Annotated in this window: 13 protein-coding genes; 12 read left to right on the forward strand and 1 reads right to left on the reverse strand. The window is 43.1% G+C overall.

The window, feature by feature from the left end:
- Positions 1-70 precede the first annotated feature (70 nt).
- From AC23P2_RS16425 to AC23P2_RS16435, 3 genes are all read left to right on the forward strand, one after another.
- Complete coding sequence (locus AC23P2_RS16425) at positions 71-2,365, forward strand: TonB-dependent receptor (protein ID WP_487774200.1); 2,295 nt, start codon at positions 71-73, stop codon at positions 2,363-2,365.
- Complete coding sequence (locus AC23P2_RS16430) at positions 2,362-2,862, forward strand: thioredoxin family protein (protein ID WP_487774201.1); 501 nt, start codon at positions 2,362-2,364, stop codon at positions 2,860-2,862. The genes AC23P2_RS16425 and AC23P2_RS16430 overlap by 4 nt, the downstream gene beginning before the upstream one ends.
- Before the next feature lie 81 nt (positions 2,863-2,943).
- Complete coding sequence (locus tag AC23P2_RS16435; protein ID WP_487774202.1) at positions 2,944-3,963, forward strand: zinc-binding alcohol dehydrogenase family protein; 1,020 nt, start codon at positions 2,944-2,946, stop codon at positions 3,961-3,963.
- 52 nt (positions 3,964-4,015) lie between these two features.
- Here the strand turns inward: AC23P2_RS16435 and ygiD are convergent, their stop codons facing one another.
- Complete coding sequence (gene ygiD / locus AC23P2_RS16440; protein WP_487774215.1) at positions 4,016-4,840, reverse strand: 4,5-DOPA-extradiol-dioxygenase; 825 nt, start codon at positions 4,838-4,840, stop codon at positions 4,016-4,018.
- A 252-nt stretch (positions 4,841-5,092) separates the two neighbouring features.
- Between ygiD and AC23P2_RS16445 the strand changes: the two genes are divergently transcribed.
- The 9 genes from AC23P2_RS16445 (at position 5,093) to AC23P2_RS16485 (ending at position 17,350) form a co-directional block, all read left to right on the forward strand.
- On the forward strand, positions 5,093-6,799 hold the full coding sequence (locus tag AC23P2_RS16445; protein ID WP_487774203.1) for a GMC oxidoreductase: 1,707 nt from the start codon (positions 5,093-5,095) through the stop codon (positions 6,797-6,799).
- A gap of 11 nt (positions 6,800-6,810) precedes the next feature.
- Positions 6,811-7,404, forward strand: coding sequence for a gluconate 2-dehydrogenase subunit 3 family protein (locus tag AC23P2_RS16450; RefSeq protein ID WP_487774204.1), 594 nt, complete (start codon positions 6,811-6,813; stop codon positions 7,402-7,404).
- A 154-nt stretch (positions 7,405-7,558) separates the two neighbouring features.
- Positions 7,559-8,545 carry an aldo/keto reductase gene (locus AC23P2_RS16455; protein WP_487774205.1) on the forward strand — a complete coding sequence of 329 codons (987 nt, stop codon included), beginning with the start codon at positions 7,559-7,561 and terminating at the stop codon, positions 8,543-8,545.
- Between the two features lie 238 nt (positions 8,546-8,783).
- Entirely contained in the window at positions 8,784-9,482 is a 699-nt protein-coding gene (locus AC23P2_RS16460) for an OmpA family protein (RefSeq protein ID WP_487774206.1), read from the forward strand.
- A 361-nt stretch (positions 9,483-9,843) separates the two neighbouring features.
- Positions 9,844-10,425, forward strand: a complete 582-nt coding sequence (locus tag AC23P2_RS16465; RefSeq protein WP_487774207.1) for an RNA polymerase sigma-70 factor — start codon at positions 9,844-9,846, stop codon at positions 10,423-10,425.
- A gap of 172 nt (positions 10,426-10,597) precedes the next feature.
- The gene (locus AC23P2_RS16470; RefSeq protein WP_487774208.1) at positions 10,598-11,680 is read left to right on the forward strand and encodes a FecR family protein; all 1,083 of its coding nucleotides are present in this window, start codon (positions 10,598-10,600) and stop codon (positions 11,678-11,680) included.
- A 160-nt stretch (positions 11,681-11,840) separates the two neighbouring features.
- Positions 11,841-15,179, forward strand: a complete 3,339-nt coding sequence (locus tag AC23P2_RS16475) for a TonB-dependent receptor (RefSeq protein WP_487774209.1) — start codon at positions 11,841-11,843, stop codon at positions 15,177-15,179.
- A gap of 18 nt (positions 15,180-15,197) precedes the next feature.
- Positions 15,198-16,907, forward strand: coding sequence for a RagB/SusD family nutrient uptake outer membrane protein (locus tag AC23P2_RS16480; protein WP_487774210.1), 1,710 nt, complete (start codon positions 15,198-15,200; stop codon positions 16,905-16,907).
- A 2-nt stretch (positions 16,908-16,909) separates the two neighbouring features.
- A complete protein-coding gene (locus AC23P2_RS16485; protein ID WP_487774211.1) occupies positions 16,910-17,350 on the forward strand; it encodes a sulfatase-like hydrolase/transferase in 441 nt (146 codons plus the stop codon).
- The last annotated feature ends 53 nt before the right edge of the window (positions 17,351-17,403 follow it).

The raw sequence follows: 17,403 nt of genomic DNA on the forward strand, positions 1-17,403 counted from the left end.
GCGGTAGTTCTGTGAAAACAGAAAACGACATCGAATGCCTGCTCATATCATTCCTAACGGCATTCTTACAATGAAACATTTTTTCTTATTACTAGCATCGTTGCTAGTCTCAACCATTATTTTCGCACAAACTGGAAGTATTCGAGGAACAGTTACTGTAAAAGGTAAACCCTTGGAATTTGGAACGGCGGCTTTGAAAAATACTCAATATGGTACTACTACCGACGAAAAAGGGGTATTTGAAATCAAAAACGTCAAGTATGGTTCTTACCAGTTGGTGATTTCAGCGATAGGTTACCGCACCATTACCAAGTCTGTAATAATTTCGGAGGCTAAGTTTTTCCAAGAACTGACCTTGCAGACCGACGAGCTAGAAAATTCCCTTGCCGAAGTGGTGGTAACAGGAACGATGAAAGAAGTCTCGAAGTTAGATAGCCCCGTTCCAGTCGAAATTTATACACCTGTGTTTTTTAAGCGGAATCCTGTCCCCAATTTGTTTGAGTCCCTGCAAAATATCAATGGGATTCGTCCGCAGCTAAATTGTAACGTTTGTAACACAGGCGACATTCACATCAACGGCTTGGAAGGCCCTTACACCATGATTATGATTGACGGAATGCCCATTGTATCGGGACTTTCGACGGTGTATGGCTTGAGCGGTATTCCAAGTGCGTTAATCGAACGGGTAGAAGTAGTAAAAGGTCCAGCTTCCACCTTGTACGGCTCAGAAGCAGTGGGTGGTTTGATCAATGTTATTACTAAAAAGCCGTCGTCTGCGCCTTTGGTATCGGTGGATGTAATGGGAACCTCATGGGCTGAGCTCAACACTGACTTGGGGTTGAAATATAAATTAGGCGAAAAAATCCAGTCGTTGTTTGGGCTCAACTATTTTAACTTCCAACGCCCTACCGATAAAAATGGTGATGGTTTTACCGATATTACCCTACAAAACCGAATTTCCCTTTTCAACAAGTTTAGCATCGACCGCAAAGACAATCGTGTTTTTACGCTCGGCGGACGGTATGTGTATGAAGACCGTTGGGGAGGACAAACTCAGTGGACGCCCAAATACCGTGGTAGCAACGAGATTTATGCCGAAAGTATCAATACCAAGCGTTGGGAGGTGATTGGGGCGTACCAATTGCCTATGAAAGAAAAGATAACCTTTCAGTTCTCGGCCAATGGGCACTTGCAAGACTCGTACTACGGAACAACCCCATACCAAGCGCAACAATACATTGGTTTTGGGCAGTTTACGTGGGATAAAAAACTCAAAGAACGCCACGATTTGTTAGTCGGAACGGCTTTACGTTACACATTTTATGATGATAACACCCCTGCAACCTATGCTGATAATACAAATGCGCCATCGAAAGTGCTTTTGCCTGGTTTGTTTGTACAGGATGAAATCACGCTCACTGCCAATCATAAACTATTGCTAGGAGCGCGCTATGATTATAATTCGATTCACGGAAGCATCTTTACCCCTCGTTTTAACTATAAATGGACTTCCACCGATAAGAAAAACGTACTGCGGGCAAGCGTAGGTAACGGCTATCGGGTGGCCAATGTATTTACCGAAGACCACGCTGCTCTGACGGGCGCCCGTAAGGTAGAGTTTACTGAAGAATTGAAGCCCGAACGTTCTTGGAACGGAAACGTGAATTATGTACGGAAGTTTTTCTTAGGTAACGGTGGGTATGTAGGGCTAGACGCGACGGGGTTTTATACGTTTTTCAATAACCGAATTATCCCTGATTATTTAACTGACCCCAACAAAATCATTTATAGTAACTTGAGTGGAAACGCCGTTTCGCGCGGATTATCATTAAATATTGACCTTTCACTCGCCAATGGCCTTAAAATTATGACTGGTGGGACACTCATGGACGTTTTCCAGCGGGAAGACGATGGCAGCGGAACGTTGGTGAAACAAACCCAACTTTTGACCGAAAAATTTACGGGCGTGTGGTCAGTGTCATATACTTTCCCTCAAATTGGTCTCTCGGTCGATTACACAGGAAACTTGTACGGCCCGATGAAATTGCCTGTCTTGGGGCCACTTGACCCACGCCCAGAATACTCGCCTTGGTGGAGTCTCCAAAATATCCAATTGGGTAAGAAGTTTAACAACGGGTTGGAAATTTATGGGGGAGTAAAAAATCTCCTCAATTTTACCCCAACGCCTGATGCTATTGCGCGCGCTTTTGACCCCTTTGATAAAGGAGTAACCTTTGATGCAACGGGGCAAGTGGTAGCTACGCCAAACAACCCGTACGCGTTGACGTTTGACCCATCTTACGTCTATGCGCCCAACCAAGGGATTCGCTTTTTTGCAGGTGTTAGATACAATTTATTCAAATGAAAAAGCGCGTTTGGATAGCACTCTTTGGTCTGTTTGGGCTTTTGGCGGTAGAAGCCCAAGCCCAAACAAATCTTTGGACATCGTTTGAAGACTTAACAGACAGCCTCCGTAAAGAACGCCGACCTGTATTGGTGTTTATTCATACCGATTGGTGTACGTATTGTAAAATGATGGATTTACGTACATTTTCAGATGCTAGTGTTGCAAGTAAACTTCAAGGAAAATTTTATTGTGTTCGGCTGAATGCCGAGGAAACTCAGCCTCTTACTTTTCTACAACGTACATACAAGTTTAAACCTACAGGTGTGAAAACGGGAGTACACGAATTAGCACAGGTACTAGGAACCGAAAAGGGGAAATTGAGCTATCCAACGACTGTTTTTTTTGACCAAAATCTTCAGTTGCAAGCGCGAGTTGTAGGAGTGCTGGAGGCGAAACGACTTGAAAAAACCCTTGAACTTCTTACCGAAAACCCAATAGAGATTGGAAACAAGTAAAAATTGAAAGTTTCAGTACGGAACAGTAAAGTTGTCTGATAAAGATTCTTTAGGTTTGTAACCCCCTAAATAATACATCTTGTGAAGACCTTAACACTGATTAATCCAGGCCATTTTCAACAATCTGACACGGCCGTTGATACCCAACTTCAAGACAACGAAGTCCTTTTAAAAATTCATCGCATTGGCATTTGTGGTACCGATTATCATGCTTTCCGTGGGAAGCAACCGTTTTTTTCGTACCCTCGTATCCTTGGTCATGAACTTGGAGCGGAGGTAGTGGCGATAGGTACGGGTGTTGACAACGTGACGGTAGGCGATAAAGTATCGGTAGAGCCTTACATCAATTGTGGAAAATGCCAAGCTTGCCGCAATGGCAAAACCAACTGCTGTGAGAAACTTCAAGTATTAGGGGTACACTCCGACGGAGGAATGCGCGAGTACTTGAAAGTCCCCGCCCATAAAGTACATGCGTCAAAAAGTCTAAGCTATGAGCAACTAGCGTTGGTTGAAACGCTAGGAATAGGGTCTCATGCCGTTAATCGAGCGCAAGTAAAGGCGAATGACTTGGTGTTGGTCATTGGAGCAGGGCCGATTGGTCTGTCCGTGATTCAGTTTGCCAAGCTCAAAGGGGCGAAAGTCGCCGTGATGGACATGAACGAAGGGCGGTTGGCGTTTTGTAAACAACAACTGAAGGTGGACGAAACCGTTTTATTAAAAGATAACGACCCCATTGAAGCCATTCGAGGAGTACTCGACGGTGATTTGCCAACGGCAGTTTTTGACGCCACAGGAAATCCAGCGTCGATGATGCAAGCCTTCAAATACGTAGCCCACGGCGGTCGATTGACTTTCGTGGGACTTTTTCAGGGTGAAGTAAGTTTCAACGACCCTGAGTTTCACCGAAAAGAAGTTACCCTCTTAGCCAGCCGCAATGCGCTTCCTGAAGACTTTCACAGTATCATTGCCGCCATGGAAGATGGAACGCTCGATACGCGCCCGTGGGTTTCTCATCGCGTTTCGTTCGACTCACTCATTGACTCATTTGAAATGCTTCTTCTTCCTGAAAGCCGAGTCATCAAAGCAGTAATTGAATTGTAAGTGAAGCTGGTTGTGAGCAACCCGTGAGTGCGGTTGCTTACAACCGCGCCCCTTATCCAACCTTGACCGAAGTCATTGAAATAGAGCCTAAAACAGTTTTGTCGTTGAAGAAACTGATAGGCTCTTTTTCTTCTTTTAAGCCCAAAATATATAACAGTGGTAAGTAGTGGTCGGGGGATGGAATCGACAACAATGCTGCTTGGCCTAATTTCTCGTAATTAATCAGCGGAGCATGGTCATTTTCGACGATTAACTTTTTGAATTTGGTATTCATTTCAATTGCCCAATCGTAGCCACGTTCGGTGTATTGCCAGTTGAGAATCCCCAAATTGTGTACCATATTGCCACTACCGATAATCAATACTCCTTTTTTTCGTAAAGCTGCTAATTCTTTCGCCAGTTCATAATGATAACGCGGTGGTTGAGTGTAATCAATACTCAGCTGCAATACTGGAATATTGGCCTTAGGGTACATGTGGCGCACGACCGTCCACGTTCCGTGGTCGAGCCCCCATTCATGGTCAAGTCCGACTTGTGCTTTTTTGACGAAAGAGGCTGCTTCCTTGGCCAACGCAGGACTTCCTGGGGCAGGGTACTGAACCTCAAAAAGTGCGCGAGGAAAGCCTCCAAAATCGTGAATGGTACGCGGGGCGTTCATAGCCGTTATTTTGGTGCCGCGCGTGTACCAGTGCGCCGATACGACCAAAACGGCCGTTGGAACGGGTATTTCTTTTCCTAAGCGTTTCCAGCCGTCGCTAAATTCATTTTCTTCAATACCATTCATTGGTGAACCGTGACCAACAAAGAGCATCGGCATAAGCGCGTCTTTGGTGGCCAACTGTTCGTTCCATTTATAAAGGTCTTTTAACGAGTCCATGGTTATTGCTCCTCCAAGAATACTTTTGATAAATTCGTTTCTTTTCATGCGTCTTATCTCATAAAATGCTCCTATACACCGTGTTTGCGGTCGGAGAGCGTAGTATGTTATAAATATATGTATATACATATAATTTTTCAATAAAGTTCTGCCATTATTTTTCTTGGGTATTAAATCATTTTAATTGTCAGGCCGACAGTTAAATACCTATCTTCGCAAACATATTTCACTATTCTAATATCTAATTAACCTATGCCAAGTTTTAATTTAAAAGTAAACAAAACCCATACCTACGACGCCATCGTGATTGGGTCGGGTATTAGCGGCGGTTGGGCTGCTAAAGAGCTCTGTGAGAAAGGGTTGCAAACGCTTGTCTTGGAAAGAGGACGGATGGTACGTCACGTTGAAGACTACCCTACGATGAATAACGACCACTGGGATTTTGAACACCGTGGTAAGCTGACCGATGAAGATAAAAAGAAATACCATATTCAGGTTCGGAGTGGCTTTATTGATGAATCCAACAAACATTTTTATAACAACGACCTCGATAGCCCTTACACCGAAGTAAAACGCTTTGACTGGATTCGGGGAAATCAGGTAGGAGGGCGTTCATTGATGTGGGGCAAACAGTGTTATCGTTGGAGTGACCTTGATTTTGAGGCCAATGCCAAACAAAGCATCGGAGTCGATTGGCCCATTCGTTATAAAGACCTTGAAAATTGGTACACCTACGTTGAAAAATACGTGGGCATTAGCGGCGAAAAATTAGGGCTATCGCACTTACCCGACGGGCATTTTTTGCCTCCTATGGAACTTAACTGCCTCGAAAAACACGTCAAAGGAAGTATTGAAAAAACGTACAAAGGCCGCCATTTGACGATTGGGCGCGTAGCCCACCTGACCGAACCTATCAATGGGCGTGGGCAATGCCAAAACCGTAACCGTTGTTCGAGAGGCTGCCCTTTTGGGGCGTATTTTAGTAGCAATGCTGTGACCCTGCCTGCGGCCGATGCAACAGGCAAATTAACCCTCCGCCCGAACTCGCAAGTAGCATCAATTATTTATGATGAGAAATTGGGTAAGGCAAAAGGCGTCAAGGTGATTGACTCAGAAACCAAAGAGGAAATCGAGTTTTACGCGCGTATCATCTTCTTGAATGCTTCCACGCTCGGAACCACCCAAATTTTGCTAAACTCTACGTCAAGTCGCTTCCCCAATGGGCTCGGAAATGATAGTGGCGAGTTGGGACATAACTTAATGGACCACCACTATCGAGTGGGGGCAATGGGTAGTTACGATGGATTTGAAGACCAATACTACAAAGGCCGTCGCCCCAACGGGATTTTTATTCCGCGTTACCGTAACCTCGATGAAGCTTCCAAAATGAAAGATTTTATTCGTGGCTATGATTACCAAGGCGCTGGAGGCCGTGGTAATTGGGGCGGAGGCATTAGTGGAGGCGGAGTAGGTGCCGAATTTAAGGATAGTTTGTTTGCCCCAAGTAATTGGGGGATGTCGTTGGTAGGTTTTGGAGAATGTTTACCTTACCACGAAAATAAAGTGACGCTCAACCATGATGCAAAAGACAAATGGGGCTTGCCAACGTTGAGCATCGATGCCGAGTTTAAAGCCAACGAAATGGCGATGCGTAAGCAGATGAAAGAAGATGCGGTAGAAATGCTCGAAAATGCAGGTTTGAAAAATGTGACTCCGTTTGACTATTCTGGGGGAATTGGCGTAGGCGTTCACGAAATGGGAACGGCGCGCATGGGCCGCGACCCCAAAACGTCGGTTGTAAATGCCAATAGCCAACTTCATGCTGTTCCCAACGTATTTGTAACTGACGGGGCCTGCATGACTTCGTCGAGTTGTGTCAATCCGTCCATTACGTACATGGCGCTTACGGCACGTGCTGCCGATTTTGCCGTAAATGAACTCAATCGTAAAAATCTCTAATCCCGAATCAGATGAACCGCAGAGATATTATAAAATCATCGGCCCTGTTTTTGGGCTATGCTGTTTCCACTGCTACGTTGAGTGAGGCGTTTATGGCCTGCTCGCAAGAAGCAAAATTAGACTGGAAACCTACTTTTCTGACCAATAACCAAGCGGCAAGCATTGCTGAAATTGCAGAAACAATTCTCCCCAAAACCAAAACGCCAGGCGCCAAAGAACTAGGGGTTCCGCAGTTTATTGACAAAATGTTGAAAGATTTGCTTTCGGAAGAAGAACAAAAGGATTTTGTGGGTGGTTTAGAAAAATTGGAAGAAGATTGTGAAAAAGCCTACGGGAAGTCGTTTGTGGAATGTACTCCCGAACAACGAAAGGATTTTTTGACCAAACTAGATGCAGAAGCGGAGAAGCTACCACCATCGGTATGGGGTATTCGTTTGGCACCACCTTCTCCAACGCCATTTTTTAGAAGAGTAAAAGAATTGACGCTGCTTGGCTATTTTACTTCCCAAAAAATTGGTAAAGAAGTGTTGGGCTACGACCCGATTCCAGGAAAATACATCGCATGTATGCCGCTGACGCCAGGCATGAATGCGTGGAATGAATAAGGTCAGACGGCAGTCAGACCGTAGCTATTTGGTAGTGCAGTCTGACTATCGTTTGACTGCGAACAATAAGGTCAGACGGCAGTCAGACCGTAGCTATTTGGTAATGCAGTCTGACTATCGTCTGACTGCGAGTAACCCAAAAACAAAATTGACAATGAATTACAGAAAATTAGGAAAAACTGGATTTGAGATTTCAGAAATCAGCCTAGGAACGTGGCAGGTAGGCGGAAAATGGGGAGACGATTTTAGCCACGAAAATGCGGAGAAAATTCTTCACGCGGCCGTTGATTCGGGCATCAATTTTATTGATACGGCCGATGTATATGGCGCGGGTGAAAGTGAAAAAGCTGTTGGGAAATTTGTCAAAAGCCGCTCGGAACGTATTTATGTCGCCACCAAATGCGGCCGTCAGCTTAGCCCGCACGTCAATGAAGCCTACCAGCCTGCGGTATTGCGTAAGTTTGTAGAAGATAGCCTTACAAATATGGGGCTAGAGACCCTAGATTTGATTCAACTCCATTGTCCGCCCACAGAGGTGTATTATCGTCCCGAAATTTTTGAGTTGTTTGATCGCTTAAAAGAAGAAGGTAAAATATTGCATTTGGGCATTAGCGTTGAGAAAGTAGAAGAGGCATTGAAAGGCATTGAGTACGACAACGTCACCACGGTTCAAATCATCTTCAATATGTTCCGTCAGCGTCCGTCGAAATTGTTTTTTGAGCAAGCGCAAAAGAAAAACATCGGGGTCATTGTGCGTGTGCCTTTGGCCAGTGGCTTATTGACGGGCAAATTTTCGAAGTCGTCGAGTTTTACGGCAGGTGACCACCGCTTTTTTAACCGCAACGGAGAACACTTTGACAAAGGGGAAACGTTTTCGGGTATTGATTATGAAACAGGATTGGCTGCGGTAGAAGAACTTAAAGCGGTATTCCCTTCGTACGAAAACCTTGCTCCTGTGGCTTTGCGCTGGATTTTGGGGTATTCGGCAGTGAGTACCATCATTCCAGGGGCGTCGAATCCTGCGCAGGCCACGGCCAATTTGGAGGCATTGACGATTCCTGATTTGACCCAAGAGCAAGTACAATCAGTGAATGAAATTTACGCTAAATACATAAAACCACAGGTGCATCATTTGTGGTAAAAGCCAAATTTCGTTTGATAACCTCCCCACTTACCAACTAAGTGGGGATTTTTTTACCCAAAAATCCCCCAAATTGCCCATATCTCCCTAATAAAGCGTTAAATCTGCCGTGGCATAAGTATTTTACAATTAATATCAGATTAACAGCAATGACAATAACACGGAGTTTATTAACGAGGCTCTTTTGAGCGTTAAAAATTCAAAAGCTCCTTTTTTCTAACAAAGTTTTTTGTCAGCCATGAACACAAAAAATAAATCAGTAAAAAGTCTCTTGCTCATATCGGTGAGTTTTTCATTGATTATAGGGCTTTCCGACTGTACGTCCACATCCTTTCTAAGAAGAACTAAGGAGAAAACGGTTTCACCTGCCAAACATGGGCAAAGTAAATCGAAAGATCCTGCCAATTACGCGATAAGCGCTTCAGTAGTGGGTGGTTTGCCAGGTACTCGTATTGAACAATACATGGAACAGCAAACCATCCAGCTACGCCAACAACTGGGAGGAATCGCTCAAGTTGAACGGATTGGAGAAGGGATTAAAATGACGTTTCAATCAGAAATTTTATATCCCACTGGTTCTTACGTTCTATCAAACGACCCACAGCCTTTTTTGAAAAAATTGGCGTTGGTGTTGCAAGATTTTAAAGACACAGAGCTACTCATCGCAGGGCACACAGATTCTCAAGGAAGTTTGAAAACAAATCAGCAATTGTCTGAAAAACGAGCAGAATCTTTTGCTGACTTTTTGCAAGCGCACGGAGTTCCTCAGTTACGAATTGTAACGGAGGGCTTTGGAGAAACAACCCCAAAAGTGTCAAACAGAACCCTTGATGGGCGTCGCCAAAATCAGCGAGTTGAAGTAGTTGTTGTGGCCAATCAACGTTTAAAAGACGAGATTCGGAAAGCTACAGAGTCGGGTAGTGTGGTGCAGAATTAACGATCTGAAATTGTTCACAGGGTTTTTTAGTGGCTAAGGCCAAAAATCAGAAAATAGCCTGAACCAAACTATTATTTGGTTCACAAATGGCAAAGCGTCTCCGACGCAAATATTAAATAGTCAAGGAAAAAAGAGTAATTGTTTTTTCATAAGGTAAAGGGTTTAGGAATAGACGGAGAGCCAGAGAAGATATCTTCTCTGGCTCTTTTTATATAACAAACATAAAGCGCTTTTCTAATTCTGTCTGCCTTCAAATGAAAATTTACCCATTTACCCAAATTGTTCACGAACTATTGAAGTTGGAATATTTACAGATATATTTGTGATTTAATGTCTAGTAAAACTGTAGTATCTAAATTTTATGGAAGTCGCCAACGTAACTGATGCTGTCCTGTTGGAGCGCTTAGGAACAGGTGACCAAAATGCTTTTCAGGAAATTTATCAGCGGTATTGGTACAAGTTATTCCAAGTGGCCAGACGGAAAGTCCTTTTTGAAGAGGACGCTGAGGAAATTGTTCAGGATATTTTTGTCGATTTGTGGGAAAGGCGGGAGCAATTACTGATTAATGACCTCAGTAAGTTTCTCTTTAAAGCGGTTAAATACCAAATTTTAGACTACATAAAAGCGCAACTTGTACGTCAGTCGTATCAGAATAGCAATCAACTTTTTAATCAGAATACGGATACGCAAACGGAAGAACAATTGGCTTTAAAGGACTTAAATGAGGCCATTTTGACTGGGATTGACCAATTGCCTTCTAAAACTCAGGAAATTTTCCGATTGAATCGGTTAGAAGGAAGGTCCGCTAAAGAAATAGCGGATATACTCCAAATTCCAGAACGAACTATTGAATATCATATTACTCAGGCTCTGCGGACTATGCGTAGCTACTTGAAAGACTTTATTGTGTGCATTATTTCAATCTTACTTCCTAATTTATAATCCTCACTTCTCCCAGCTCCAATTTTATTGTTGTACAAAAACAAGAATAAATGTTTAAATGCAACGGTTATGCATAAATTTTTATAGAATCTTTAGGATGATTTGCGGCGATTATGTGTCACAGGCTACATAGTAAGTAGAAGGCATTCGTCCACCAAATCTTCGTCAAAGAATGTATAAGAATACAAAAGGATTTCTCAGGATACTCCAGCGATACATTGATAATTTATCTTCTGTGGAAGAAAAACAGGTCATGGATTATTGGTATGAGTCCATAGATCAAGGCAGTGCGGTGGAAAAAACAGCGGAGGAAAAACAGTTGTTAGAAGAGAAATTATGGCGACAAATCCAAGCTAAAACCCTGCCTCATCAGTTTGAATTAATTCAACCAATCCCAAACTGGTGGCAACGCAATCGCCATCGGTTAGCAGCGGCAGCTTCTATCGTTCTGATAGCTGGGTTTATTTATACTGTGTCAACGTTTACTCAGTCACGTCCCATCGCTTTAAAGGGGCTAACTGCCGAGCAAATCGATGCGCTAATAGTTTTGGAAAATACCGACCAGAAGCCGAAACAAGTTCAGTTGTCAGACGGTAGTCAGGTAACGCTGGAGCCACATGCTTCTCTATATTACCCACAGTCATTTAATGGGAATCAACGAATTGTTTATCTGATTGGTAATGGTTTTTTCGAAATAGCTAAGAACCCTCAAAAGCCTTTTTGGGTCTATAGCGAATCGATTGTCACCAAGGTCTTGGGGACGAGTTTTACGATTAGAAAAAATGAACAGTCGGGCGAAATAGAAGTCGCGGTCAAATCTGGGAGAGTCATTGTTGAAAAGTCTAACGAGCATAAATCCGTTAAAGCAAAACCAAACATTGGCGTGGTATTAACACCAAACGAAAAAGTTATCTACCAACAGGGTAGTGAAAGTTACAATACTGGACTGGTTGATAAGCCTGTACTAATTGATCCTTTACGAGAATTTAGTAAACCAGATGCTTTTACTTTTACAGAAGCACCTCTTAGCACGGTGATTAAAAAGCTTGAGGTGGCGTATGGAATTGAAATCACCCTTATCAACGAGTCTGTTAGTGATTGCCCAATCACTGCTGTTTTACCGGACGAATCCTTGTTTGCCAAATTGGAGGTCATCAATGCGTTGTTAAACTCAACAACCGAATTAAAAGGTACTACAATTGTCATGACAGGGGGCGAATGTATTCCATTTAAACCTGTTTCACGTAAACCCTAATGCCAATGATGTAGCGTATTTTACTAAAAAACCGGATATGTTGGTAGCATATCCGGTCAATCTAAGTCCCCATATTTTCGTTTCCGTCCGAAAAATTCATTTTATCTAAATGAAGCGGGGGACTATTGTCAAATTTTTCTCATTTAACAAAAGCAAAACAATGCAAAAAAGAAGACAAATCCTAACGCCCTTAGGTACCCTAATGAAAGTTTCCTTTTTTCAATTTGTGCTGAGTATCATTCTAATAGGATATACGTATGCCCACCCTGTTAAGGCCCAAGAAATCCTGTCACAAAAGATTGATTTGACTGTCAATCAAAAGGAAATCAAAACGGTCTTATCGCAGTTGGAGTCAATAGCTCATGTGAAATTCGTGTATAGCCCACGGTCACTGCCAGTACAGCGGAGAGTTACCTTGTCATTAAATAACAAAACGCTTTCAGAAGTACTGGACTTGTTATTTCAACCCGAACAAATTTCTTATCGAGTGGTCAATGGTCGAATCATTCTAAAGATGAATATTCCAACTTCTTCCCTGCCCGAACCAGCCACTTTGCCAGATAGCAAACCTGCAGATATAACTGTTCAGGGTAAGGTAACGGATGAAAAAAATGAAACCGTACCAGGAGTCAATATTGTCCTCAAAGGGACAACGCGAGGAGCAATCACGGACGTTGATGGAAGCTACAAGTTAAACTTGCCTGAGGGGTCTAACCATATACTCGTTTTCTCTTTAGTTGGTTATACCACCCAAGAAATCGTCATTGGTAGTCGAGTTACGATTGATATTCAATTGGTACCTGAAGACAATCTCCTGAGTGAAGTAGTCGTAGTAGGTTATGGTACTCAGAAAAAAAGCGATTTGACAGGGTCGGTCGTACGGGCAAATATTGACGCTTTTCGCGAATCGCCCAATGTCAATATTGCTCAGTCTTTGCAGGGAACAGTTCCGGGGTTGAATATTGGGCAGGTTAGCACGGCGGGTCAAAATCCAACAATATCCATCCGAGGTCGAACCACGATTAACGGTAATCAAAATGTATTGCTGGTAGTGGATGGAATTATTTATACTGGTAACCTAAGTGACCTCAATCCCGCTGATATTGAGTCGGTTGATGTATTAAAAGACCCCAGCAGCATGGCTATCTATGGGGCGCAGGCCGCAAACGGTGTTATCCTCATTACGACCAAAGGTGGAAAGAAAAATGCCAAGCCTGTTTTTAATTATTCTGGTAGTTACACAACGCAAAATCCTGTCAATTCTCTGACTTTGTTTGATCGTGATGGCTATATCGCCAAATTAGCTAATCAGGATTGGAAGAACGCTTTTCTGGCACCAGATTATACCACGCCCAATCCAAACTACAACATCCAGAACTTTATTAGTGACCCGCCGATTAGAGAGGGATATAACAACGGTACGAGTTATGACTGGTGGGGCAATACAACGAGTCCTGGTTTTATTACTGCACATAACTTGAGTGTAACGGGGTCGAGCCAAGATTGGTCATATTTTATTTCGGGAGGATATACTGATCAAAAAGGGTTTATCATGAATGATAAATTCAAACGGATTACTACCCGAATAAATGTAGAAAACACGATTTTAAAGTGGTTAAAAATTGGGGCTCAGACTTTTGGCTCTTTTTCCGATTATTCTGGTATTTCGCCAAGTTTAGGCGGCATCACCATTATGTCTCCATTGGTAAAACCTACTGATGAAAATGGTAATTATGTGCTCAATCCGATGGGTACCAATGTCTCTAACCCATTTTTGGTGGCATTGGCTGATGACTTTGATAAACGGAATAACCTTTTCGGTAATTTCTACGCTAACATTGACGTACCATTTGTGAAAGGCTTATCTTACCGGATTAATTATGGACATAACTATTCATGGGATCGTCACTATAGCAGCAATCCGTATTCTAACTCAATGGCTGGCGAAGCTTACAAAATTAATTCCAACTCGTACGACTGGACATTTGATAATATTGTCAATTTTAAAAAGTCAATAAAGGATGTTCATAGTATAGACGCAACCTTAGTTGCGGGTCGTCGGTACAGAAAATTTGAAGAATCAAATGCGACAGGCACGAATTTTAATAGCCTTCGACTAAGCTACAACGACCTGAGCCAAGCCACGATTCAACGGATTACGTCCTCTGCTTGGCAAGAGAGCTATCTGTACTACATGGGGCGTATCAACTATGAATATAAATACAAATATATATTGACTGCTACGCTACGTCAGGATGGATTTTCAGGTTTTGCCGAAAACAAAAAAACAGCCCTATTTCCTTCCATTGGCTTTGGATGGGTGTTGAGCCAAGAAGATTTTCTTAAAGTAAATGCTATTAATTTACTCAAACTAAGAGGGTCGTATGGTACCAATGGAAACTTGGTAAACCGTTATTCGTCGCTGGCTCGAACCAATATTTATCCCGCTTATGTGTTTGGTGATGGTAGTGCCACGGCTTTTGGTCAGCAAATTACTACACTTGCGAATCCTAATTTATCGTGGGAAACAACTACTGGATTCAACTTTGGGCTTGACTTTGCACTATTAAAAAACCGAATTTCTGGTAGTGTTGATTATTACCGAACCACAACCAATAACTTGATATTCAATGTAAATATCCCCGTTGTGACAGGATTCAACCAAATAATATCGAACGTCGGAAACATTGCTAATCGAGGTGTTGAGTTTGTTATAAACGCTAAGCCGATTACGGGGAAAAATCTAAGCTGGATGACCAATTTTAACTTGGCGGCTAACCGAAATCGGATTGTTTCACTATTGGGGCAGGATAATGACCAAAATGGCATCGAAGATGATTTGGTAGCCAACGGGTTGTTTATTGGAAAATCCATTGGAGCGATTTATGATTACGAATCGGGGGGGATCATTCAGTTAGGGGAAGAAGCACCCAAGGGATACTTTGTAGGTACGCACCGGATTGTCGATCAAAATGGTGATGGTTTTACCGATGCAAACGATAGGGTCATTCGGGGAAGATCTGAAGCAGCGTATAACTTTGGTATTCTGAACGAATTCAGCCATCGCAATTTTACCTTACGAATTTTTATTAATTCTATTCAAGGCGGGAAAAATGGCTATCGCTCATTGAATATGCCTAGCTCATTAGGGGTTGGGGACAATATCCGACGGAATAATTTCTGGCAAGAATTTGACTACTGGACACCCTCAAACCCAGGAGCGCGTTATCGCGCACTTGACCAGGGCGCAGCCATCGAATACAACTATTATGGAGATCGGAGTTTTGTTCGATTACAGGATATTACCCTTTCCTATGCACTTGGTCAAACACTGGCAAAAAAGATGGGTATGCAGGGTGTTAAGGTGTTTATTAGTGGCAAAAACTTGGCTACTTGGACGAAATGGCAGGGCTGGGACCCCGAGACGGGCGATGGCTTATTAGTAAACGGACGACCTGTTATGACAGGTTTTTCCGCAGGGTTAGATGTACGTTTTTAAAACATAAATTTTATTGTGATGAAATTAATGACCGCTATATATAAAGTTTGGGTACTTCTTACCTTGTTACTGTTCAGTTGTAATGAAAAGGAGATATTAAAGGAAGTACCGTTGGATTTTGCCAGCCCCGAAAACTCCTTCATCACCATCGGTGATTTTAATTCGGCCATCAATTCGCTCTATGACCTGACCCGAGGAACGCTGTCGAGTGGAGAATTTCGACCGTTGGATTATGTCTATGGTACTGACATTGGATACAATGGGGCGCAGCAGTTGAACGAACGGTTTGGCAGTTATCCCGCGACGCTAACCCCTATATCCGAAATCCCCCTTTTTCACTGGCAACAGTATTACAAGATTATTTCGAGCGCTAATATCATTCTTAATCGGATGCAGAAGGCGTCTCTAAGTCAAGCCGAGAAAACCGCCATAGAGGCTGAAACCCGACTTTTTAGGGGGTTGGCTTACCGAAATTTGGCTCATTTATTCGGTGGAGTACCCATTGAGTTGGAAGAGGTCAGCTCGCCTAAAACGAATTATGTCCGTGCCAGTCGCGAAGAGGTTTATAAGCAGGCAGCCACCGATCTTGAGTTTGCGGTAGCGAACCTGCCTAATATCAATCAAGTAAAAGATGGTAAAGTTTCGACTCCAGCCGCAAACCATTTGTTAGCTGAAGTATATCTCTGCCTGAAACGCTACGAGGATGCCGTAAAAGCAGCAACGGCAGTCATTACTAATTCAAATTTAGCCCTGATGAAGCAACGTTTCGGCTCACTGGCGAAAGAACCAGGTGATGTATATTGGGATCTTTTCCGCAGGTATAACCAAAATCGAAGTGCAGGCAATACAGAGGGTATATGGGTTTTTCAATACGAAATGGATGTACAGGGTGGTGTCGTACGGTCCTCGGCGCTGGCTGGGCCTATGCTGGAACGAGATCACTCTCCACGTCCTTATAGTTTTCCTTATAAAGATCCAACGGGGGTCTCCCCTTTTTTACAATTGGGGGTTTCGGATTATACTGGTGGACGAGGAATTGGTCGATTACGGGGAACTAACCATCTAAATTATGGTATCTGGAAAGATGACTGGAATGACATGCGTAACTCAGAATATAATTTTGTCAGGGATGTAAAATTTAATAATCCCGCATCAGCCTGGTACGGAAAAAAACTTTCGGAGTTTAGAACTACGTTCCGTAAAACTCTGGATGATACCATACGTAATTTTTATCCTTACCAATCTAAAGTGACAACGCCAGGCCAGCATCCAGCCGAGCTTTTTGTTAATGCTACTTTAAAAACATTGAATGCTTCGGCGGCTGGTACTACTTATAGCGATCAGTACTATATTCGATTGTCGGAAACTTACTTACTTAGGGCTGAAGCGTATTTAGGAAAAGGAGATGCGGCGTTGGCCGCCGCCGACATCAATGTTGTTCGTGCCCGAGCTAATGCTAAACCAGTAAATGCTGGTAATGTCACTATTGATTATATTCTGGATGAGCGCATGCGTGAGCTAGGCGTTGAAGAAAGACGGCGACTGACGTTAAACAGACTGGGTTTGCTTTATGAACGGACCCGAAAGTATTGCAATGGGCACCCAACGGCGGCAAAATTTGGGGTTGACGTAGAGCCTCATAATAATCTTTTCCCTATCCCTTACAGTGAAATTGAGCGGAACACTGGTGCCGTTCTCGAACAGAACCCTGGTTATGCAAAGCGGTAATTATGAAAAATAACAAAAGACAAATATACACCGATGGCCTCACTAAGGCACCAGGTGCATCGGCACGTACAGGAGGACATTCGCTGAAGACTACCATGAAAGTGGGTTTGGTCGTAACGGTATCCATTTTTCTGTTTTCTGGCAGAAGTCTCTTTATAGACAAGAATCGTCAGGTAAATCTGTCGGTTGAGGCTAAAAAACCAAACATACTTTTTGTCATTGCAGATGATCAGTCGTATCCTCATGCCTCGGCTTATGGCTACAATGCTGTCAAAACCCCAGCGTTTGATCGTATTGCCCGTGAAGGAGTGCTTTTTACCAATGCGTTTTCTGCGTCACCAGGCTGTAGCCCGTCCCGTGCGGCTATTCTGACGGGGAAAAACTGTTGGGAATTGGGTCATGCGGGTACACATGACAGTGGCTTTGTTGCATGGCTAATTTGAGTTCTTTATTTCTACTTTTGGCATTCCCAATTGAGTAAATCGGTTGAGACAAT

This window comes from Runella sp. R0.1_18 (genome assembly GCF_057652155.1).